This window comes from Burkholderia seminalis, assembly GCF_001718535.1.
GTDB lineage: Bacteria > Pseudomonadota > Gammaproteobacteria > Burkholderiales > Burkholderiaceae > Burkholderia > Burkholderia seminalis.
Genome location: NZ_CP013399.1, coordinates 459,131 through 479,614 on the forward strand (window position 1 = coordinate 459,131; position 20,484 = coordinate 479,614).

The 20,484-nt window shown below is 65.1% G+C and carries 20 protein-coding genes; 7 read left to right on the forward strand and 13 right to left on the reverse strand.

Annotated elements, in window-relative coordinates:
• Positions 1–19 precede the first annotated feature (19 nt).
• Together WJ12_RS17915 and WJ12_RS17920 are read right to left on the reverse strand one after the other, a co-directional pair.
• Positions 20–901: an NmrA family NAD(P)-binding protein gene (locus WJ12_RS17915; RefSeq protein WP_059562193.1), complete on the reverse strand. Its 882-nt coding sequence runs from the start codon at positions 899–901 to the stop codon at positions 20–22.
• A gap of 383 nt (positions 902–1,284) precedes the next feature.
• A complete protein-coding gene (locus tag WJ12_RS17920; RefSeq protein WP_034190410.1) occupies positions 1,285–2,208 on the reverse strand; it encodes a LysR family transcriptional regulator in 924 nt (307 codons plus the stop codon).
• Between the two features lie 105 nt (positions 2,209–2,313).
• On the opposite strand from WJ12_RS17920, the gene WJ12_RS17925 reads away from it, so the two are divergent.
• From WJ12_RS17925 to WJ12_RS17955, 7 genes are all read left to right on the forward strand, one after another.
• Positions 2,314–3,048 (forward strand): SDR family NAD(P)-dependent oxidoreductase, encoded by a 735-nt coding sequence (locus tag WJ12_RS17925; RefSeq protein WP_059562232.1) that lies wholly within the window; start codon positions 2,314–2,316, stop codon positions 3,046–3,048.
• 12 nt (positions 3,049–3,060) lie between these two features.
• A complete protein-coding gene (locus WJ12_RS17930; RefSeq protein WP_034190409.1) occupies positions 3,061–3,828 on the forward strand; it encodes an SDR family NAD(P)-dependent oxidoreductase in 768 nt (255 codons plus the stop codon).
• A 27-nt stretch (positions 3,829–3,855) separates the two neighbouring features.
• Positions 3,856–4,452, forward strand: coding sequence for an NADPH-dependent F420 reductase (locus WJ12_RS17935; RefSeq protein WP_059562196.1), 597 nt, complete (start codon positions 3,856–3,858; stop codon positions 4,450–4,452).
• A 501-nt stretch (positions 4,453–4,953) separates the two neighbouring features.
• Positions 4,954–5,796: a transporter substrate-binding domain-containing protein gene (locus WJ12_RS17940; protein ID WP_049036066.1), complete on the forward strand. Its 843-nt coding sequence runs from the start codon at positions 4,954–4,956 to the stop codon at positions 5,794–5,796.
• On the forward strand, positions 5,793–6,527 hold the full coding sequence (locus tag WJ12_RS17945) for an amino acid ABC transporter permease (RefSeq protein WP_049036067.1): 735 nt from the start codon (positions 5,793–5,795) through the stop codon (positions 6,525–6,527). Before WJ12_RS17940 ends, WJ12_RS17945 begins: the two co-directional genes overlap by 4 nt.
• Positions 6,517–7,302 carry an amino acid ABC transporter permease gene (locus WJ12_RS17950; RefSeq protein WP_059562199.1) on the forward strand — a complete coding sequence of 262 codons (786 nt, stop codon included), beginning with the start codon at positions 6,517–6,519 and terminating at the stop codon, positions 7,300–7,302. The genes WJ12_RS17945 and WJ12_RS17950 overlap by 11 nt, the downstream gene beginning before the upstream one ends.
• Positions 7,289–8,128 (forward strand): amino acid ABC transporter ATP-binding protein, encoded by an 840-nt coding sequence (locus tag WJ12_RS17955; RefSeq protein ID WP_059562202.1) that lies wholly within the window; start codon positions 7,289–7,291, stop codon positions 8,126–8,128. The genes WJ12_RS17950 and WJ12_RS17955 overlap by 14 nt, the downstream gene beginning before the upstream one ends.
• A gap of 1 nt (position 8,129) precedes the next feature.
• On the opposite strand, the gene WJ12_RS17960 is transcribed toward WJ12_RS17955, so the two are convergent.
• The 11 genes from WJ12_RS17960 to WJ12_RS18010 all read right to left on the reverse strand — a co-directional run bounded on the left by WJ12_RS17960 (position 8,130) and on the right by WJ12_RS18010 (position 20,462).
• On the reverse strand, positions 8,130–9,461 hold the full coding sequence (locus tag WJ12_RS17960) for an LLM class flavin-dependent oxidoreductase (protein ID WP_034190403.1): 1,332 nt from the start codon (positions 9,459–9,461) through the stop codon (positions 8,130–8,132).
• Positions 9,458–10,825: an MmgE/PrpD family protein gene (locus tag WJ12_RS17965; protein ID WP_059562205.1), complete on the reverse strand. Its 1,368-nt coding sequence runs from the start codon at positions 10,823–10,825 to the stop codon at positions 9,458–9,460. The genes WJ12_RS17960 and WJ12_RS17965 overlap by 4 nt, the downstream gene beginning before the upstream one ends.
• Before the next feature lie 214 nt (positions 10,826–11,039).
• Positions 11,040–12,161: an FMNH2-dependent alkanesulfonate monooxygenase gene (gene ssuD / locus WJ12_RS17970; RefSeq protein ID WP_059562235.1), complete on the reverse strand. Its 1,122-nt coding sequence runs from the start codon at positions 12,159–12,161 to the stop codon at positions 11,040–11,042.
• Between the two features lie 181 nt (positions 12,162–12,342).
• Positions 12,343–13,140 (reverse strand): ABC transporter ATP-binding protein, encoded by a 798-nt coding sequence (locus WJ12_RS17975; protein WP_034190401.1) that lies wholly within the window; start codon positions 13,138–13,140, stop codon positions 12,343–12,345.
• Between the two features lie 2 nt (positions 13,141–13,142).
• A complete protein-coding gene (locus WJ12_RS17980; protein ID WP_082744786.1) occupies positions 13,143–14,507 on the reverse strand; it encodes an ABC transporter substrate-binding protein in 1,365 nt (454 codons plus the stop codon).
• A 53-nt stretch (positions 14,508–14,560) separates the two neighbouring features.
• Positions 14,561–15,601 (reverse strand): branched-chain amino acid ABC transporter permease, encoded by a 1,041-nt coding sequence (locus WJ12_RS17985; protein WP_059562208.1) that lies wholly within the window; start codon positions 15,599–15,601, stop codon positions 14,561–14,563.
• 10 nt (positions 15,602–15,611) lie between these two features.
• The gene (locus tag WJ12_RS17990) at positions 15,612–16,493 is read right to left on the reverse strand and encodes a branched-chain amino acid ABC transporter permease (protein WP_034190398.1); all 882 of its coding nucleotides are present in this window, start codon (positions 16,491–16,493) and stop codon (positions 15,612–15,614) included.
• Between the two features lie 26 nt (positions 16,494–16,519).
• Positions 16,520–17,299, reverse strand: a complete 780-nt coding sequence (locus WJ12_RS17995; protein ID WP_059562212.1) for an ABC transporter ATP-binding protein — start codon at positions 17,297–17,299, stop codon at positions 16,520–16,522.
• 15 nt (positions 17,300–17,314) lie between these two features.
• On the reverse strand, positions 17,315–18,418 hold the full coding sequence (gene sfnG / locus WJ12_RS18000) for a dimethylsulfone monooxygenase SfnG (RefSeq protein ID WP_069245757.1): 1,104 nt from the start codon (positions 18,416–18,418) through the stop codon (positions 17,315–17,317).
• A 30-nt stretch (positions 18,419–18,448) separates the two neighbouring features.
• Complete coding sequence (msuE, locus tag WJ12_RS18005; protein ID WP_049033006.1) at positions 18,449–19,027, reverse strand: FMN reductase; 579 nt, start codon at positions 19,025–19,027, stop codon at positions 18,449–18,451.
• A 244-nt stretch (positions 19,028–19,271) separates the two neighbouring features.
• Entirely contained in the window at positions 19,272–20,462 is a 1,191-nt protein-coding gene (locus WJ12_RS18010; protein ID WP_059557399.1) for an acyl-CoA dehydrogenase family protein, read from the reverse strand.
• Between the last annotated feature and the right edge of the window lie 22 nt (positions 20,463–20,484).

Consider the following 20,484-nt stretch of genomic DNA (forward strand, 5'->3'; position numbering starts at 1 on the left):
ATTCGTTTCAGGGACGTGTTCACACGAATGCGGCCCGATATTTCTCGACGAATTGCTGAACCGACAGCGGCGGCGTTCCGGTGATCTTCTCGACGGCGTCGTTGGTGCCCGAGAAGATGCCGTCTCGGTAGTTCTGCGCGACTTCGACCAGATGCTGCGTGAGGAACGGCGGAAACTTGTAAAGGGTCTCCATCTTGATTCGGAATGCCTCGATGGAAATCGGCGCGTATTCGATCCGGGCGCCGAGAACCTCGCTCATCGCGTCCGCGATCTCGACGTGGTTCATCTCGACGGGGCCGTGCAGCGTGTAGGTCTTGCCCCCGTGGCCTTCGGGTTTGGCGAGGAGGTGGGCGATCACGCGTCCCTGGTCGTCGCTGGAGATGGGCGCGTGACGGCCGTTGCCAAACGGAAATTCGATCTTCTTCGTGGCCCATATCTCCCGCGCAAAATGCGGATAGACGAGCCAGTCGGCAAAGAACGTCGGGCGCAAATGCGTCGTCGCGACGCCCGACCAATCGAAGACCTGCTCGGAGACCCAGTGATCCTGTGCCGCGTGGCTCAGCGACGCCCGGCGCGCGGAAATCTGCGACATGTTGACGATCGCCGTGACCCCCGCCTCCTTTGCCGCCTGTGCGAAATAGGCTGCGGCCCCGATGATCCCCGGCGCGATCGGATGAAGGAAATACGCCGATCGGATGCCTTCCATCGCTGCCCGAATGTCGTCGATGCCGGTGAAGTCGCCGACCGCGACATCGACACCGCGCCGCCTCAGGGCTGCCGCCCGATCGTCATCGGTGCGCACGTAGGCACGCACGCGTTTGTGCATCTTGAGCAGTTCGTCAATCGCCATACCTCCGGTGCGTCCGGTTGCACCGCTCACAAGAATCTCAGGCTCGTTCATCGCTTCGCTCCGTTCGAAAATGAGAGCATATGCTCCCTTGAGACAAAGAATAGGAGCATATGCTCTCATAGTCAAGCTTTTTGGTTGACGGGGCGACGGCGCTGGAGTTCATCAGTCAGGAGCCCGAGTATTCGACCTGCCCGCCGATTCGGCCGGGCTGCAAACCGCAAATCGCCGTTCGCGCTGGCCCTCGCCAACGATTCGCTCAGCGACGATGCGACTCATCAGCGGGATGGCCAAGGGATCGCACCATCTCTGGAGCCGACAGTTGAGTGCGCATCCGGCGGGCGCGAGCGAACAAATGAAAATGGCAGGAATCAACCGACAGCCGCCCTCCGACTGGCGACTTTCGATTGCGAATTCAACCCGTCAGCGGCCGCACGTTACGTCGACTTCCCTCTTCCCGCCTTTTGTGGCGCCCGATTGCCGAGCAGTTCGACCAGCCGCGCCTCGCATCCGGAAAGCGCGTACCCGCGCCGCTGCGAGATCATGAACGTCAGGGGACGCATGTGCCAGGCACGCCGCTTGAGCTCGACAAGGGCGCCGTTGGCGAGGTCCGCCTCGACCATGTGGCGCGGCATGTGCCCCCAGCACAGGCTGCCTTTGAGCAAGTCGTGCTTCGCGCCGAGGTCGTTTACCCACCATTGGCGTTCACTGGCGACTCCCTGCTGGGTCTTTTCCGCATCGGGCTGGTTGTCGGTGACGACGAGCTGGATGTGCCGGCCGAATTCTTCCCGCGGGATCGGCATCGCCATCGCGGCCAGCGGGTGCGATGGCCCGCAGACGGTCACCATCTGCGCATCGCATAAATGATGCCGTTCTACGGTGCCCGGGCTCAGCTCGGGCACGTCCGTGATCGTGACCGCCAATGCGCACGTCCCGTCGAGAACCAGACGCTCGCCGCCCTGCATGGTTGTCATGCGCAGATTGATTGCAACCGTCGGAAAGTCCGCCTGCACGGTGTGCAGGCATTCAATCAGGTGCGCCCGCGAAAAATAGGTGTCCACGGCGATCGAGACCTGCGGGACGCCGGTCTCGGCAATCGCCACCGCACGCATCTTCATTTCCTCGGTGCGCGAGATCACCCCGCGTGCATCAGGCAGGAGGCTGCGGCCCGCGGCCGTGAGCGTCGCTTTGCGCGTGTTGCGCTCGAACAGCACCACGTCGAACGCGCTCTCGAGCGCGCTGATCGCATGACTGACCGCCGACTGTGCACGCCTCAGCTCCCTCGCGGCGCCGGAAAAGCTTCCCTGGTCACACACGGCAACGAACGCCCGAAGTTGATTGATGGTGACGTTGTCCAGCATATCTATCTATAAAGTAGATGGTACTTATAGATATTCAGTCAATTGGCTTCATGAATCAAGTGCTCCAGAATCGGCGTGTCACTTTTGTTTCGAAGGATGCACGACATGAACAGACTGAATGGCAAGACTGCCGTGATCACCGGCGGCGCAACTGGCATCGGCCGCGCCGCGGCGCAGCGCTTCATCGAGGAAGGCGCTTTCGTCTACCTGTTCGGCCGCCGGCAGGCGGCACTCGACGCCGCGGTGGCCGAGCTGGGGCCCAATGCCCGCGCGGTGAAGGGCTCGGTCGCCGATCCGGCCGACCTCGACCGGCTCTACGCGGCGGTCAAGGCGGAGCGCGGCACCCTCGACATCGTCTTTGCCAACGCCGGAGCGGGAAGCCCGCTTCCGCTCGGCCAGCTCACCGCCGAGCACATCGACGAAATCTTCGACACCAACGTGAAGGGTTCGATCTTCACGGTCCAGAAGGCGCTGCCGCTGATGGGCCCGGGTGGTTCGATCATCCTGACCGGATCGAGCGCCGGCACCACGGGAGCCCCGGGATTCACGGCCTACAGCGCGAGCAAGGCCGCGGTGCGCAACCTCGCGCGGACCTGGGCAGCGGACCTGAAAGGCACCGGCATCCGGGTCAACGTGCTGTCGCCCGGGGCGACGGCGACCGAACTCGCCAAGGAGGCGCTGGGCGAAGCGGGCCAGAAGGCCTACGGCGCGCTGACGCCGCTCCAGCGTATGGCCGATCCGGCCGAGATCGGCGCGGTGGCGGCCTTTCTTGCGTCGTCGGACAGCAGCTTCATGACCGCCAGCGAGGTCGCCGTTGACGGCGGCCTGGCACAGCTCTGAGGAGAAAAACAGATGACGCAATCACTGAAGGGCAAGACCGCGCTCGTGACCGGGGCATCACGAGGCATTGGCCGCGCCATCGCCGAACGTCTGGCAAAGGACGGGGCGACCGTCGCACTGACCTACAACGCCAGCACATCCGGCGCGGACGAAACGATCGTGGCCATCGAGAAAGCGGGAGGCAAGGCGTTCGCCGTCCACGCCGATCTCGTTGATCCGACGACCGTCCCGGCATTGTTCGAAAGACTCGACGACGAGTTCACGAGGCGGAACGGAAGCAAGACTCTCGACATTCTGGTCAACAACGCCGGCAATTCCGGCTGGCTCGGCTTCAAGGAAGCGACGCCGGAGAGTTGGGACACCCTGATGGCGGTCTACGCCCGCGCGCCCTTCTTCATCATTCAAGCCGCACTGGATCGCCTCGCCGACGGCGGACGCATCATCAACATATCTTCCGCGGCCGCCACGAAGCCCGTGACGGCCGCGCCCGTCTACTCGATGGCGAAAGCAGCCATCAATACCCTGACCCATACGCTCGCAATCGAGCTGGGGCCGCGTGGCATCACCGCGAACGCCGTGGCGCCGGGCTTCACGCGAACGGATGCGAACGCCGCCTTTCGGGAGAATCCCGAACTCGTCAAGGCGGCCGAGGCCCAGATCGCGCTGGGCCGCTTCGGCGAGCCTGCGGAAATCGCCGCTGTCGTGGCGTTCCTGGCGTCCGATGAGGGCCATTGGGTCACCGGCCAAACGATTGAAGCGAGCGGCGGTTACAAGCTCTGAGCACACCGGGAAACGAAGGAGAAACCCATGCGTTACGCAATCGTCGGCTTCGGCAAGATCGGCCACGCATTGGCCAGGGCGTTCGCCCGCAACGGCATCGACGTGGCCGTTGCAAGCACGCGCGATCCGGCAAGCTTCGCGTCCGATGCGGCAGCGATCGGGCGTTCGATCATTCCCGCCACGCTGGCGGAAGCGGTCAAGGCGGACATCATCTTTCTGGCGGTCCGTTTCGAGTCGCACCCGGCGGTCGCGAAAGCGCTGCCGGACTGGACGGGCAAGATCATCGTCGACGTGACGAACACCTTCGCCCCGCCCGAGGAACTGGACGGTCTTCCCTCCTCTGCGTTCGTCGCGCACGCGTTCACCGGAGCCAGGCTGGTGAAAGGCTTCAATCATCTGGCGGCGGCCATTCTCGGCCAGGACCCGGCCGTACAGGGCGGCAGGAGAGTCGTGTTCCTCGCGAGCGATGATGACGGTGCCGCGGCGGAGATCGGCGCGCTTGCGGAAAAACTGGGTTTCGCGCCGATATCACTCGGCGGACTTTCGGACGGTGGACTGCTTGTTCACGCGCGCGGAAACAACTGGGGAAAACTGATCTTCAAGGACTTGATCACGTTTGACTGACGGTCAACGGTTTCCGGATGTTCCCTGAGCCGACGAGTCGGAGGGCACCCACGACAGAATTATTTTGATTCGCATGACGAATCACCTCCTCCACCGATTCCGGGTCGACGACGCCGTTTCGCCGGTCGTCGTCGACCCAGGGAAGTGAAACCACCGCGAGTTCAAACGGTTGTCCGCCACACGCTCGAGTCGTCTTCCAGCGGGCATCGCCCCGAGCCACGGGGCCGCATGCGCGTGCGTGATCGCTGGCGCCGCGCCGCATGGCGCGGCCGGCCGACCGGTTCGCGCAGATCCGTTCAGCATCCGCTCGCGCGAGCCCTCCGCTACACCGCCATTTTGGCCGCGCAAACGTCGCGTTCCTCTGCGTAAATCGGAGGATCAGATAACGGTATGAGAATTTGTTGGTTCTTGGATGCGTTCCACATCCCGAGAATACAGGCTCCCGACAACCGGGCGCGCGACGCTCCGCCCCGCGTCGCTCCAACAACGTTCCTCTTTCCCATGTTCAGCAGATCGTTTCGCACTACGTCGGGCCACGCGCTTTTCCTCGCCGCCCTCCTTTCCGCTTTTTCCGGTGTCGCTCGCGCGGACAGCACGCTCGATCGCATCCATCAACGTCACAAGATCTCGATCGGCGTGATCCTGTCGGGCCCGCCGTTCGGCTCGCTCGATCCCGCGACGCAAAAACCGGTCGGCTTCAACGTCGATCTGGCGAACGACGTCGCGAAGCGGCTCGGTGTCGACGCCGAGCTGACACCGGTGCAGCCGTCGAACCGCGTGCAGTTCCTGCAGCAGGGCAAGGTCGACGCGCTGATCGCCAACATGGAGCTGACGACGGAGCGCGCGGAGATACTGTCGTATGCGCCGACGCCGTTCGAATCCATCGGCGGCGCGCTGATCGCGCGCAAGGACAGCGGTATCAAGTCCTGGGCCGACTTGCGCGGCAAGCCGGTCTGCGTGTCGCAAGGCAGCAACTACACGAAGCCGCTCGCGACGGAATACGGCGCGCAGGTGAAGGCCTTCCGCGGTCAGCCGGAATCGCTGCTCGCACTGCGCGGCAACAACTGCGTGGCCGCCGTGCACGTCGCACCGACGTTGCGCATGCTCGTCGCGCGCAACCCCGACTGGAAGGACTATACGACCCCGCTGTCGAGCGACCTGATTCCGTCGCCGGCCGTGATTTGGGTCCGCAAGGGCGAGACCGATACCCAAAACGCGCTCGACCGGATCGTCCAGGACTGGCACCGCAGCGGCTGGCTGCTCGACGTCGAGCGGAAGAACGGAATGACGCCGTCGCAAGCCGTGCTCGACCTGCACGCGAAGCTCAAGGCGCAGCGCACATGACGGTGGCCGCCGCCGTCGATGCACTCCGCACGTTCGGCCTCGATTACAGCTTCGTGCTCGCCCCGGACGAACGCGCGTCGTTCGTGCACGGGATGGGCGTGACGCTCGAACTGTCGATCGCGACCGCGTTCGGCAGCCTCGCCTGCGGCATCGTGCTCGCCGCGCTGCTGGTGTCGCCGAGCGCGGCGCTCGCGCGCCCTGCGCGTGCCTTCGTCGAGGTCACCCGCAACACACCGACGCTCGTGCAATTGTTCTGCGCATTCCTCGTCGTCAACATGCTGATCAGCGCCGCACTGCGCGATCTGGGCGGCAATCCGCTGACGCCGTTCCTCTGGAGCGTCATCGTGATCTCGCTGCACAAGGGCGCGTTCCATGCTGAAGCGCTGCGCGCCGGCCTCGACGCGGTCCCGCGCGCAACGCTCGAGGCAGCGCAATCGCTCGGCTACAGCCGCCGCCAGCGGCTCTGGCACGTGCAACTGCCGCTCGCGGTGCGCTTCGCGCTGCCCGCGCTCGTCAACAACCTGGTCGACCTCGTGAAGATGACGACGGTCGCCTCGGCGATCGCCGTCGGCGACGTCACCTATGCGTCGATCATGATCTGGACGCAGCGCGACAATGTGCTCGAGCTGATGATCCTGATCCTGCTCTTCTTCGGCGCGCTCACGTTCGCGGTCAACCTCGCGGGACGCTGGCTGGAACACCGCCTGAGGATACCCGGCTATGGCCATTGACTTGCGCGCACAGCCCGTGCGCGTCGTGCGATGGCCCGCCGTCGCGGCGACACTGGCTGCGCTGGCCGTCGTCGCGCTGGCCGTCGCGGCCCGCCATCACCCGACCCTCGTCGCGCTCGCCACGTGGCTGCCGGCGCTCGGCAAGGCGATGCTGGTCAACATCGGCATCAGCGCGAGCGCGATCGCGATCGGCACGCTCGCCGGCCTCGTGCTCGGCCCGCTGACGCTGTCGCGGCTCGGCATCGCACGCGTCATGGCGCGCGCGTACGTGCAGGTGTTCCGCAACGCGCCGCTTCTCGTGCTGATCTATTTTTCGACCTACGTATTCCCGTTCGAGATCAGGTTCGGCCATGCGGCGCTGCCGTTTCCGGACTGGTTCAAGGTGACGCTCGGCCTCGCGCTGCCCGCGAGCGCGAACTTCGCGGAAATCTTCCGCGGCGCGATCCAGTCGATTCCGCGTGCGCAGTGGGACGCCGCCCGCTCGCTCGCGTTCAGCCGCGTGCAGGTGTTCCGCTGGATCATCCTGCCGCAATGCGTACGCCGCATGCTGCCGCCGTGGATGAACCTGTATGCGAGCATTGCGATGGCGACCGCGCTCGCGTCGCTGGTCGGCGTGCACGACCTCCTCGACACCGCGCAGGTCGCGAGCAACACCGTCGCGCGTGCCGACTTCACCGTCGTCGTCTATTTCACGGTACTCGGCCTGTTTTTCGCGTACTGCTACCCGATCGCCCGTTTCACCCGCCTTCTCGAACGACGTCATGCATTCCACTGAAACTCCGCGCGGCGCGGACGAGCCGCTCGTCCGCCTGCGCGACGTGCATCTGTCCTATGGTACGACGCCCGTGCTGCGCGGCATCGATCTCGACGTGCACCGCGGTCAGGCCGTGTCCATCATCGGTCCGTCCGGCTCCGGCAAATCCACGATCCTGCGCTGCATCACCGGGCTGTTGCGGCCGCAGCGCGGCCTGATCGACGTCGACGGCACGCGCGTCGACCGGCTCGCATCGGAGCGCGACGAAATCGCGCTGCGCAAGCGGGTCGGTTTCGTGTTCCAGCAATACAACCTGTTTCCGCACCTGAGCGTGATCGACAATCTCGTCGTCGCGCCGGTACGGATTCTCGGCCGCGATCGCACCGACGCGGTGCGCACCGCACACGCACTGCTCGAACGCGTGCGTCTCGCGGACAAGGCGCACGCCTACCCCGGCGAGCTGTCGGGCGGCCAGCAGCAGCGCGTCGCGATCGCCCGCGCACTCGCGATGCAGCCCGACCTGATCCTGTTCGACGAGGTGACGTCCGCGCTCGATCCGGAAACCGTCGGCGACGTGCTGGCGGTGATTCGCGATCTCGTGCGCGACGGCATGACCTGCGTGCTCGTCACGCACGAGATGCGGTTCGCCGAGGAAATCAGCGACGTCGTCTATTTCACCGAGGCGGGCGTGATCGTCGAGCACGGGCCGGCCGCGCAACTGTTCCGCGCGCCGCAAAGCCCGCGCACGCGGGCCTTCCTCGCCCATGCGCTCGGCCCGGCCGGCCGCGCCCACGCAAGCCGCGACGACGCGCCGATCGCCCTGGACCTGACGCGCTTCGCGGTCTGACTCAACGCGCGGCGTAGCGGCTCGGCGGGCGCGCGAGCCCGAGATGGTCGCGCAGCGTCGTGCCCTCGTATTCGGTGCGGAACAGGCCGCGTCGTTGCAGTTCCGGCACGACATGCTCGACGAAATCGTCGAGTCCGCCCGGGAAATAGGGCGGCATGATGTTGAAGCCGTCTGCGGCGCCGCCATCGAACCACTCCTCGAGCGCGTCCGCGACCTGCGTCGGCGTGCCCCACACGATCCGATGCCCGCGTGCGCCGGCGACGAGATAATAGAGTTCGCGCAGCGTGAGGTTCTCGCGGCGCGCGAGATCGGTCAGCAGCTTCGCGCGGCTCTTCAACTGGTCGGATTCGGGCAGGTCGGGCAGCGGGCCGTCGAGCGGATACTTCGACACGTCGTGGCCGAGACGGTCCGACAGCAGCGTCAGCGCACCCGACGTATCGGTCCATTGCTGGAGCTGCGCATATTTGTCCTTGGCTTCCTGCTCGGTGCGGCCGATCACCGGGAATACGCCCGGCATCACGGCAATTGCGTCCCGGGCGCGGCCGTATGCCGCGAGCCGCCCCTTCAGGTCGCGATAGAAAGCCTGCGCTTCCTCGAGCGTCTGCTGCGCAGTGAACACGACTTCTGCGGTGCGGGCGGCTAGCTCCTGGCCGGGACCCGACGAGCCGGCCTGGATCACGACCGGATGGCCCTGTGGCGGACGCGACGCGTTGAGCGGCCCCTTCACGTTGAAGAAGTGTCCGGCGTGATCGAGCGTGTGCACCTTCGCCGGGTCGAAATACACGCCGCGCGCCTTGTCCCTGACGACCGCGTCATCGTCCCAGCTGTCCCACAGCCCCTTCACGACATCGACGAATTCGCCGGCCATCTCGTAGCGCTGCGCGTGATCCGGATGATTGCCGCGCGTGAAATTCGCGGCGGTGCGGTCGTATGAAGTCGTCACGACGTTCCATGCCGCGCGCCCACCGCTCAGGTGGTCGAGCGAGGCGAACACGCGCGCGATATGGTAAGGCTCGCTGTACGTCGTCGACGCGGTCGCCGCCAGGCCGATGCGCCGCGTATGCATCGCGAGCGCCGACAGCAGGCTCAGCGGCTCGAAGCGCATGGCCATCGACGGATGCGCGTCGGGGCCGCTCGTCAGGCCGTCGGCCAGGAAGACCATGTCGAACTTCGCGCGCTCGGCGGTCTGCACGACGCGGCGCATGAGATCGAAGTTCTCGCTGCCGGATTCGGCATCGGGGTGGCGCCAACCGGCGACGTGGTGTCCAGCGCCCTGGAGGAACAACCCGAGACGCATCTGGCGGCGGGAAAGTGTGCTGCGATCGGTGCTCATGATTGAAGCGGCGTAAAGGTGTGGAAAAGCCGGGCGAGATCGGCCGTGCTTCGCATCGTGTCGATCAGTGCCGGGACGAACGCGAGTGCGGGATCGTGAGCGGTCGCGTCCGCGAACTTCGCGGCAAGGTCATCGGCACCGACGAGGCGTTCGGTGCGTTGCCGCAGCGTGTCGCCGTTGCGCAGCGCAATCTCGACGACCGAGAAACGCGTCGCGGGATCGGTCGACGCGCGCGGCGCCGCGGCATCGTGGCGCCGCGTCACGCGTGCGGCGAGCGCGATCAGGTCGCCGCGCACGGGCACGTCGGCAAACGTCGCGACACCGGGCGGCCCGTCCGTCAGTGCGGCGGCCACCGCGTATTCCACGCTGAAGCGCGCTTCGAGGCCGGTGGCCGGCAGTCGGTTCGACAGCGGCGTATCGCCGCCGGGCGGGAACGTGGCCGCGATGCCGTCGATGTCCGCCGGCGCGATGCGATGGCGGGCGCGCAAATCGAGCGCGGCCTGCACGGCGTAATGAGTTGCCGTGCAGCACGGCCACGGCTTGAAGTACAGCCCCGGCGCCACGATCTGCCACGGCGCGCCCCAGTCGGCCAGCACGCGCGCCGGTTGCGACGCACCGCCGCCGAACACGGCGAAGAATCCCTCCGGGCCGTCGAGTGCGCCCGGTGCGCCGGCCAGGCCGGCCTCGGCGAGTTCCGCGGCGAGCAGCCCCGCGCGTGCCGCCAGGCCCGCGTGCAACGGCTTGACCTCGCTACCGAACTGCAGCCGCAGCCCGGCCGATTGCGTCGCGGCGATGCCGAGCGCGTTTTCGGTGGCCGCCGCATCGAGCCCGAGCAGACGTGCGGCGGCCGCCGCCGCGCCGAGCGTGCCGAGCGTCGCGGTGTTGTGGAAGCCGAGTTCGTAGTGGCGGCTGCCGAGCGCGAGACCGATTCGCGCCATCGTCTCGACGCCGACGACGTATGCATCGAGCAGTTCGAGCGCGCTGCGGGCGCGCACCTGCGCGAGCGCGAGCAGCGCCGGCAGCAGCACGGTGCCTGGATGGCCGCGCACGCTGCTGTGCACGTCGTCGTAGTCGAGCGCGTGGCCTGCATAACCGTTGAGCAGCGCGGCATGTTGCGACGATGCCGGAATCGCACTGCCGATCACCGCTGCCGCGCCGGTCGATTCTCGAGCGCACACCGCCAGCAGCTTGCGGTAACCGTTGTCGCGAGCGCCGGCGAACGCGGCGGCAAGAAAGTCGAGCAGGCCGCGCCGCGCGGCAGCGATCGCGGACGGATCACGCGCGGGTTCGGCGCACGCGATCGCCTCGGCCAGCCGGCGCGTGATGTCGCCGGCCGTGCCGTCGGGAATCAAGTGGGAAGACATGTCGGCAGTTGGAAAGTCGCGAATCGCCGCAACGGGCGGCGCAACCGGGAACCGTCCGGTTCCCGCTCGAATGGGAGCGTTGGATACTAGCGAAGCATCCGTGCGCGCCCAACCAAGTATTCGAGCTTTCTATATCGCGTAATCAGCGTTGCCTGGACGGAGGCACGCTGTCGCAAAACGCGCGATCGCATCCGTCTGGGCTTCCCCAAGCGGGTCAGTTGGCCCGGATATCGAACGCGCCACCGGTGAGCGTCCGATCGCGCAACGTGACCGGTGTTTTGCCGGGCAGCAGCGGAAACACCAATTCCGCGAAACGAATCGCCTCTTCCAGATGCGGATAGCCGGACAACACGAAACTGTCCACACCGAGGTCCGCATACTCGTTGAGTCGCGCGACCACCTCTTCCGCGCTTCCGACCAGCGCCGTGCCCGCCCCTCCGCGCACGAGGCCGACGCCGGCCCACAAATTGGGACCGACCATCAGTGTTTCACGGCTGCCGCCGTGCAACGCCGCCATCCGTTTCTGCCCGACTGAATCCATGCTCGCATAGTTGCGCTGTGCCGCCGCGATTTCCTCATCGGTCAGGTGACTGATCAGTCGATCTGCGTCCGCCCATGCCTCCTCGCTGGTTTCGCGCACGATGACATGCAGCCGCACGCCAAAACGAATCTCGCGACCATACTGCCGGGCGCGCCGACGCACGTCGGCGATCTTCTCCGCCACCGCATCGGGCGGTTCACCCCAGGTCAAATAGGCATCGACATGCTTCGCGGCCAACTCGTGCGCCGCTGGCGAGGAACCGCCGAAATACAGCGGCGGATAAGGCTTGCTCGCCGGTGGGAAGAAGTTCTGCGCGCCCTGCACCTTCAGGTGCTTGCCGTCGAAATCGACTTTCTCGCCCAGCAACAGACGACGCCAGATCGTGAGAAATTCGTCGCTGGCCTCGTATCGCTCGTCGTGGCTGTAAAACGCGCCATCGGCAGCAAGCTCGGTTGCGTCGCCGCCCGGCACGACATTCAGCAACAGCCGCCCCGCGCCGAGGGCCTGGTCCAGCGAGGCCGCCTGGCGTGCGGAAGCCGTCGGATTGCCAAGTGATGTCCGCAGCGCCACCAGCAGCTTGATACGCTGCGTGACCGGAATGAGGCTGGCCGCCGTCACCCACGGATCGAGACAGGAAGCGCCCGTCGGAATCAGCAGACCGTCGTAACCGAGTTCGTCGGCCGTGACCGCAATCCTGCGCAGGTAAGCGTTCGTTGCCTGACGGCCGAAATCCGATCTGCCGAGATAGCGCGTATCGCCCGAAGTGGGCAGAAACCAGAAAATATCGAGACTCATCATGTATTCGTGAAATCATCATCCGCAGCGCGCGCGGGTCGATGCCATGCCGGGTTCTCGCACGATCGGCGCCACGGCTGTCGAAACGCGGCAAGCAGGAGCGACGACGGCGAGCTCGGGACATCGCTCGGCCCGATGCTGTCGATTGCGCATCCTGTCCGACTTCCGACCGGCGGCCCCGTCATGCCGAAGTCGTCACCAACGTCCGTTGTGCCCGTCTGGCCGCATATTCGACCGGCGTACCGCCAAGATAGGCATCCCGTAAAGCATCGAGCTCCCTGAGTTCCGCCGACGTGCCATGCGCGACGACTCGACCGCTTTCCAGCACGTAGCCATAACCGGCAAAGCGCAACGCAATCGACGCGTTCTGCTCGGCGAGCAGGAAACTCACGCCCTCGTCACGGTTGAGCGTCGCCACGACCTCGAAAATCTCCTCGACAACCAGCGGCGCAAGTCCCATCGACGGCTCGTCCAGCAACACGAGTGACGGGTGCGCCATCAGCGCCCGGCCAATCGCGAGCATCTGCTGTTCGCCGCCCGACGTATAGCCGGCCAAGGCTTTCCGCTTCAACTTCAGGCGTGGAAAGATCGTGTAGATCCGCTCCAGATCCGTGTCGATCCCGATCCGCTTCGAGCGCCGCGCGAAAGAACCGATCCGCAGGTTCTCCTCGACCGACAGGTGTCCGAAACAGCGACGCCCTTCGAGTACCTGGACCAGACCACGCTCGACCAGCGTCCACGGCTCGACACGCGTGACGTCCTCGCCGCGATAGACGACGCGGCCACTCGTCAATTCGCCGCGCTCGGCATGCACCAGGCTCGACAGTGCCTTGAGCGTCGTGGTCTTGCCCGCCCCGTTGCCGCCGAGCAGCGCAACGATCGCGCCCTCGGGGACCGTCAGCGACACCCCGCGCAACGCGGGAATGATCTGGCTGTAAGTTACGGCAATCTCGTCGACCTGCAGGATCGGGGCGCTCATGCTCACGGCTCCTTGCTGCAATCGCGCGGCGTGATGCCCTTTTCCTTCGCATAGGCAAGCGCCGACTTCTCGATAATCGGGCGCAGCAGCGCGCGATCGGCCTGCACCCAATCGCTGATCACGTGCCACTTGGCACCATCCCATTGCTGAAAACGCACCGCGCCGCCCCCTTCGTGGTCCGCGCAGGACAGCTTGAGCGGCTGCACGAGACCGAGCGCGCCGAGCTGCTTGAGCCGGGCGTCGTCGAGATTCAGATGCTCGAAGCCCCAGCGCACCTGCTCGCCCGTCAGCGGCTTGTTGCCGTACTTGCGCTGCGCGACGCGCACCGCCTCGACATTCAGGATGCCGTTCACCACGCCGAGGTTGTAGTACACGGTGCCGAAGCGCGCGGGATCCTTGAGGTTGCCGTTACCCGGTTTGATCACGAACTGGTTGATCGCCTGCAGCACCGGGTAATCCGTTCCCGACGGGTGCGTGGTGATCGAGATGAAGCCCTTGGCCGCATCGCCGGCCGGGCGCACGTCCTCCTCCGAATTGCTCCAGATGTTGCCGATGATGTGGTCGACCGGATACCCGACCTTCTGTGCGGTCTTGATCGCCACCGGGTTCATCACGCCCCAGCCGCGCAGGATCACCCAGTCGGGATTGATCTGGTGAATCTTCAGCCACTGCGAACCCTGCTCGTTACCCGGGTGCGGAACCTCGATCTGGGTCACGATGAAGCCGTATTTCTTCGCCAGCAGATCGACCACGGGAATCGTCTCGCGGCCATACGGCGAGCCGTGATAGAGCACGACGATCTTCTTCCCCTTCAGGCTCGCCAGTCCGCCCGAGCGCTGCCCGACGTAGTTGACGATCGCCGACACCTCGCTGTACGGATTCAGCTGCAGCGGAAACACGTACGGGAACACGGAACCGTCCGTGGAGTCGGTACGTCCGTGGTTGATCGTAATGAGCGGGATCCTGTCGGCCGTGGAACGGTCGAGCGTCGCATACGCGATACCAACCGACAGCGGATTGGTGGCCGCGGCCGGAGCGCCGTCGGGGCCGCTGTTCTTCAGGCGTTCGTAGCACTCGACGCCCTTTTCCACGACGTATTCGGTCTCGCACTCCTTCCACACCAGCTTGACACCATTGACGCCGCCGTCGCGCGCGTTGATCAGCTGCAGGTAGTCGATAAAGCCGCCGAAGAAGCCGCTGCCGCCCGCCGCGTACGGACCGACGCGGTAACTTTGCAGCGGGAAGTATTCCGCGCCCGCCGCTCGCGCCTGCGGCACGACCGCCGGAGAGAGCGCAAGCACGGCGGCAAAGGCGCCAACCCATTTTCTCCACGCCAACCCTGAAAATCGTTTTCGAATATTACTCATATGCTTAGTATTCCTTGTTGATATAACTAAAAAAATTCCCCGTCGACACGGCTTCATTTCTTGTTCACGAATCGCGCCCACGCCACCTGGACCAATCGTACGAGCCCGTCCGGTTCCTTGATCAGGAACACGATGACGAGGCTGCCGAATACGATCTTCTGCAGGTTCTGCACCTGTTCGCCGCCGATCCCGAATCGCGCGAGCTCGCCGCCCGCGTTCGACAGCAGGATCGGGAGCAGCACGATGAAGGCGGCGCCGAGGAAGTTTCCGCCGATGCTGCCCATGCCGCCGATGATGATGATGAACAGGATCTGGAACGACAGGTTGAGGCTGAAGCCGTCCGGTTCAATCGTGCCGAGGTAAGCGAAGGCCCAGAGTGCGCCGGCAATCCCCAGCACGAAGGAACTCAGCGCAAACGCGAGCAGTTTGGTCCGGCCGATCGGAATGCCGATCACGCGCGCCGCCGTATCCATGTCGCGCACCGCCATCCAGCGCCGCCCCAGCTCGCTTTTCACGACGCTCGCTCCCAGTGCGAATAGCACCGTCGCGACGCCGAGCACCAACAGATAGCGCGACGCCGGCTTGTCGATGTGCCAGCGACCGATCTCAAGCAGCGGCGCGCTCAGCACACCCGACGTATCGTTGTTCGAAAACCAGCTCACGCGGGTAAACAGCCAGACCACGAAAAATTGCGCGGCCAACGTGGAGACGATCAGATAGAAACCCTTGATGCGCAGGCTGGGCAACCCGAATAGCACGCCGACCGCGGCACTCACGCCCCCGCCAAGCAGCAGACTCGCCGGCAACGGCAGCGCCGGCACGCGCACGAGCAGGTTGTAGCTCGCGTAGGCCCCGATCGACATGAATGCCGCCGAACCCAGCGAAAGCTGCCCCGCATAGCCGGTCAAGAGGTTGAGGCCGAGTCCCGCGATCGACAGGATCAGAAACGGCACCAGAATCGCATTGAGCCAGTAATCGTTCGCCCACAGCGGCACGCCAACGAACGCGACGAGCACAAGCACACCCGGCGCGATCCACCGGCGCGGGTTCACGCGACGCGATACGGGGACCGAAGCGGTATTCGTCAATTCCATGTGACTTCCCTCAGACACGCTCGACGGGCGGCTCGCCGAACAGGCCGTACGGCCGCGCCAGCAGGAACAGCATCGCCATCAGATAGGGGAACCAGTTCTCGATGCCGTCGCCGATCAGCCCACCCGCGTAAACCTCGGCCAGCTTCTCGGTGGCACCGACCAGCAGCCCTCCCGCGATCGCGCCGCCGATCGACGAAAAGCCGCCGATGATCAGCACCGGCAGCGCCTTGAGCACGACCAGCGAAAGCGAAAACTGCACACCGAGCCGAGCGCCCCACAATAGCCCGGCGACGAGACTCGTGAACCCCGCCAGCGCCCAGACGACCGCCCATACGCGCGGCAGACGCACGCCAACCGCCAGTGCGGCAAGCGGATCGTCGGCCACCGCACGCAGCGACAGGCCAAGGCGGGTTCCTCGCGCGAACAGCGACAGTCCAAGCACCAGCGCGCCCGCCGTCGCAGCCGCGAACAGATCGAACTGGCTGACCATGACGCCGGCCAGATGCAGCGGCTTGTCGTCGATGCCGAGTTCGAGACCGTGCACCTGCGCGCCCCAGAGCAGTTGCGCCCCGCCCTCGAGCACCAGGCTCAGGCCAAGCGTCGCCATGAACAGCACGATGGGCGGCCGGTTCACGAGCGGGCGCAACACCAGCCTCCCCGTCAGGATCGCGATCACGACCAGCGCGCCGAGCGTGGCGACAAACGCGAGCCATCCGCTCCAGCCGCGCTCGACAAGGCTCACGTAGGTCAGCGCGCCGAACAGCACGAGCGCGCCCTGCGCAAAGTTGAAAATGCCGGACGCCTTGTAAATCAGCACGAAACCGATCGCGACAAGCGAGTACATCACGCCCGCAAGCAACCCGCCGGTCAGCACCTCGATGAAGAACTCCATTACCCCCCCGTTGTCGTCCGTTCCCGTCAGTGACGGGTGCCCAGATAGGCCGTCAGCACATCCGGATGCCTGCGCACCTCGTCGGGCCTGCCGTCGGCGATTTTCCTGCCGTAATCAAGCACCACCACGTGATCGGACACGCCCATCACGACGCCGATGTCATGCTCGATCAGCACCACGGTCACCCCGAGATGCGCGTTGGCATCGAGCACGTATTCGGCCATCGCATGCTTCTCGTCGGCGTTCATCCCGGCCATCGGCTCGTCGAGCAACAAAAGACGCGGCGCGGCCGCGAGCGCGCGCGCCAGTTCAACGCGTTTTTGCAAGCCATACGACAGCGTGCCGACTACCGTGTCGCGATGGCCCTGCAGGTCGAGTTTCTCGATCACACGTTCCGCGTACCTGCGTTGTTCGGCCTCGTCATGGCGTGCGCGTCCGACATGCAGCGTCTGCTCCAGCCAGGTGCTGCGTCGATGCAGGTTGCGCCCCGTGAGCACGTTGTCGAATACGCTCATCCGGCGAAACAGCGCGAGATTCTGGAACGTGCGCGCGATGCCTCGGTGCGCGGCGCGATACGGATCCATGCGCCGGTACACCTGCCCGTCGAACCGGACGGCACCCTGCTCCGGCCGATATACGCCGTTGATCACGTTGAGCAGCGAACTCTTGCCCGCGCCGTTGGGTCCGATCAGCGCGCAGATTTCGCCCGCCGCCACCTCGAAACTGATGTCGGTGACGGCCTTGACGCCCTTGAACGACAGCGAGATGCGCTCGAGCGCGAGCAGCGGCGGTGCGGTCTGAGTCATGCGTCTCGCTCCGGGTCAGGCCGCGACCGGCTGCTGGCGGCTTTCGAGTTCGCGCACGAGCGGCAGCACCTTCTTGCCGAAGTACTCGACTTCCTCGATGAAATGCAGGAACCCGGCCAGCACCAAATCGACGCCGATCGCCTTCAACGCGACAATGCGCTCCGCGATCTGCTGCGGCGTGCCGATCAGGTTCGTGCGGAAGCCGTCGTTGTACTGCACGAGATCCTCGAACGTCGATTTCGCCCAGTTGCCTTCGCCTTCGGGCGACGCCTTGCCGGCCTCCTTCACCGCATCGCCGAACGCATTGACCGCCTCGACGTGCGCGTGCGCAATGATGTCGTCGAGCACGGCCTTCGCCTCTTCCTCGGTGTCGCGCGCGATCACGAACGCATTGACGCCGATCCGCACGCGATGGTTGTTCGCGGCCGCCTTGGCACGGATATCGTCGATCTGCGCCTTGAGGTTCTCCGGCGTGTTGCCGTTGGTGAAATACCAGTCCGACACGCTCGCCGCGTTGTCGCGCGCCGCCCGCGAGCTGCCGCCCTGGAAGATTTCCGGGTGCGGTTTCTGCACCGGCTTCGGGCTCAGCGTGTAATCGTTGAAGCGGTAGAAGTCGCCCTTGAACGTGAAGTTGTCCTGGGTCCAGATGCCCTTGAGCGCCTGGATGAATTCCTTCGAGCGCCGATAGCGTTCGTCGTGCTCGAGCCACGGCTCGCCGATCGCGGTGAATTCGCCCTTGAACCAACCGCTCACGACGTTGATCGCGATGCGCCCGTTCGAAATGTGGTCGATCGTCGCGAGCTGCTTCGCGACCACCGCCGGATGCCACGGCCCCGGCAGGATCGCGGCGAGCACCTTGAGCTTCGTCGTCGCATGCAGCAGCGCCTGGCTGAACGACACCGACTCGTGCTGGTATTCGGCGCCGTAGCCGGCCGTGAAGCGGATCTGGCTCAGCGCGTAGTCGAAGCCGGCCGCCTCGGCCGTGCGTGCGAGCTGCTGGTTGTATTCAAGGCTCCAGTCGGTACGCTGCTCGATCGTGCTGACGACGAGGCCGCCGCTGACGTTCGGCACCCAGTACGCGAATTTGACGGCATCGCCGGAGGAGGTCGTGTTGCTCATGGAAATGTCCTGGTTGGAAAATGTCGAGATTCACGCGACCGGCACGGCCGCGGAAGATTCAAATCCGCCGACTTCGCGAACGAGCGGGACGGCCCGCTCGATGGCCAGCCGGATGCGCCCGCGCAACTCGGGGCTCGTAATCGTGTAGTTCTGGAAATCCCGTTCGGACGCGTACACGCCGATCGGCAAGGTACGCGCCTGGAAAAAACTGAACAGCGGGCGCAATTGATGGTCAATGACCAGCGCATGACGTTCGCTGCCCCCCGTCGCAGCCAGCAGAACGGGCACGTCGATCAGCGCCTCGTGATGCACAAGATCGAACAGATGCTTGAAGAGCCCCGTATACGAAGCCCGATAGACAGGACTTCCTACGATCAACGCATCCGCCTCCTCGATCGCGCGCAACTGTCGCTCCAGTTCGTCGCCGGCATCCGCTCTCGACAGCACACCGGACAGCACCGGCGCGATCACCCCGAGTTCGATCAAATGCGGCTCGACAGGCAACTCGGCACGCAAGCCGGACAGCAACGCCTCCGACAGCGCGAGCGTTCGTGACGGCCGCGAGGTGTTGCCCGATACCGCAACGACCTTGTATGTCTTCTTTCCCATCAAGCATTCCTCTTCATCTGTCGCACGAGTCCGATAACGTCGACCAACCATCTAGCGAATACCGTGCCAAACACGCCTCTTCCGTTCCGCAACGGACAAAATGGGCTCAATCTACGGTCACGCCGCGACATTTCGCGGATCGCAAGCCGATCCTTAAATCATTCCGAATGGACTGGAATCCATATCTCCGATCCAGATGACTGACCCGCAGCATCCCTGCTTCCGGGCCGCGTCACGAGCAGCATCAGGAGTAAAAAGAAGGCGTCGGAAAACGCTCGTTGAGGGCCCAGTCCCCCAACTCGCGAATCTTGTAGTCGATCGGATCGTGCAGGGTATGAACACGCAGGTTCCGCCAGAACCGATCGAACCGCAGCGCGGCCGTCGTTGCCCGCGCGCCGGTCACTTCGAACATGCGCTGCGTGATATCGAGACCAGCCTGCGCAGACGAAACCTTCGCCGCCGCGACGGCTATCGCCACCTCGCCCCGTTCGCGTTCCGTCAGCGCCGCCTCGCGCCGCCAGGCCACATCGAACGCGCCCGCGGCGCGCTCGACCAATGCGCTTGCCCCCTCGATGGCAAGCCAGAACCGACCGTAGTGACCCTGCACATACAGATCCTCCGTCGGATGCGATGCCGGAGACGCGACCCACGATCGCGTACTCTCCCGCGTAAAATCCCGCGCGGCGCCTATCGCGCCTTCGCCGATACCAAGATAGATATGCGCCAGAATCAACTGGGCCAACAGCGGCCGCAAGCATGCAAACGGCGAAGACAAAGGCCCCGGATCGGCTAGGATCTCGTCGCCGGCCACCTTCACCTGTTCGAACAGCACCGTCCCGCTATCCGTCTGACGCTGCCCCATGTTGTCCCAATCGTCGAGGATCGCGATCCCTTCGCGCGCAGTCGGCACCACTCCAATCAGCAAACGTCCCTGCGCATCGAAAGCCGACGCCAGCAGGCGATCCGAATCGGCCGCGCCGGAGCAGAAGCTCTTGCGCCCGACGAAAACCCATCCGTCCGCCCCATCCGATTCCGCGCGCGTACCCTTGTCGAGCGGATTGAGCGCGTTCCCCCAGAACCAGCGTTGCGAAACGGTCCGCTCCAGCCAGGGCTCCCACTGCTGCGGGCGCCCGAACAAGCGCACTGTCGCGAGATGCAGATGGTGAAAGGCGAAGAGATGCGCGAGCGAGCTGTCCACCCGAGCGAGACGCCGTACGACGGCCAGCGTGTCGGACCAGGTCGCTCCGTGCCCCCCGAATGCGCGAGGCACGCTCAGCGCAAGCAAGCCGCTATCGCGAAGTACTCGACGCTCGTGCAACGCCGTTCCACCCGCCCGGTCGCGCGCTATCGCCGTACGTGCCAGCTCCTGCACGACGGACTCCACCACGGGCTGCCACGCGGCCATTTCGACTGTCTCCGCACCGATATGCTTCATGAGCGAAACACCTTCTGATCGA

Bases quoted from the DNA above. Each gene is read 5' to 3' on its own strand.
- WJ12_RS17925 (WP_059562232.1), top strand. From the start codon at position 2,314: ATGAACAGACTGAATGGCAAGACTGCCGTGATCACCGGCGGCGCAACT.
- WJ12_RS17990 (WP_034190398.1), bottom strand. From the start codon at position 16,493: ATGGAGTTCTTCATCGAGGTGCTGACCGGCGGGTTGCTTGCGGGCGTG.
- WJ12_RS17965 (WP_059562205.1), bottom strand. From the start codon at position 10,825: ATGTCTTCCCACTTGATTCCCGACGGCACGGCCGGCGACATCACGCGC.
- WJ12_RS17980 (WP_082744786.1), bottom strand. From the start codon at position 14,507: ATGAGTAATATTCGAAAACGATTTTCAGGGTTGGCGTGGAGAAAATGG.
- WJ12_RS17920 (WP_034190410.1), bottom strand. From the start codon at position 2,208: ATGCTGGACAACGTCACCATCAATCAACTTCGGGCGTTCGTTGCCGTG.
- WJ12_RS17955 (WP_059562202.1), top strand. From the start codon at position 7,289: ATGCATTCCACTGAAACTCCGCGCGGCGCGGACGAGCCGCTCGTCCGC.
- WJ12_RS17940 (WP_049036066.1), top strand. From the start codon at position 4,954: ATGTTCAGCAGATCGTTTCGCACTACGTCGGGCCACGCGCTTTTCCTC.
- WJ12_RS17950 (WP_059562199.1), top strand. From the start codon at position 6,517: ATGGCCATTGACTTGCGCGCACAGCCCGTGCGCGTCGTGCGATGGCCC.
- WJ12_RS18010 (WP_059557399.1), bottom strand. From the start codon at position 20,462: ATGAAGCATATCGGTGCGGAGACAGTCGAAATGGCCGCGTGGCAGCCC.
- WJ12_RS17915 (WP_059562193.1), bottom strand. From the start codon at position 901: ATGAACGAGCCTGAGATTCTTGTGAGCGGTGCAACCGGACGCACCGGA.
- msuE (WP_049033006.1), bottom strand. From the start codon at position 19,027: ATGGGAAAGAAGACATACAAGGTCGTTGCGGTATCGGGCAACACCTCG.
- WJ12_RS17935 (WP_059562196.1), top strand. From the start codon at position 3,856: ATGCGTTACGCAATCGTCGGCTTCGGCAAGATCGGCCACGCATTGGCC.
- WJ12_RS17945 (WP_049036067.1), top strand. From the start codon at position 5,793: ATGACGGTGGCCGCCGCCGTCGATGCACTCCGCACGTTCGGCCTCGAT.
- WJ12_RS17960 (WP_034190403.1), bottom strand. From the start codon at position 9,461: ATGAGCACCGATCGCAGCACACTTTCCCGCCGCCAGATGCGTCTCGGG.
- WJ12_RS17930 (WP_034190409.1), top strand. From the start codon at position 3,061: ATGACGCAATCACTGAAGGGCAAGACCGCGCTCGTGACCGGGGCATCA.
- sfnG (WP_069245757.1), bottom strand. From the start codon at position 18,418: ATGAGCAACACGACCTCCTCCGGCGATGCCGTCAAATTCGCGTACTGG.
- WJ12_RS17985 (WP_059562208.1), bottom strand. From the start codon at position 15,601: ATGGAATTGACGAATACCGCTTCGGTCCCCGTATCGCGTCGCGTGAAC.
- WJ12_RS17975 (WP_034190401.1), bottom strand. From the start codon at position 13,140: ATGAGCGCCCCGATCCTGCAGGTCGACGAGATTGCCGTAACTTACAGC.
- WJ12_RS17995 (WP_059562212.1), bottom strand. From the start codon at position 17,299: ATGACTCAGACCGCACCGCCGCTGCTCGCGCTCGAGCGCATCTCGCTG.
- ssuD (WP_059562235.1), bottom strand. From the start codon at position 12,161: ATGAGTCTCGATATTTTCTGGTTTCTGCCCACTTCGGGCGATACGCGC.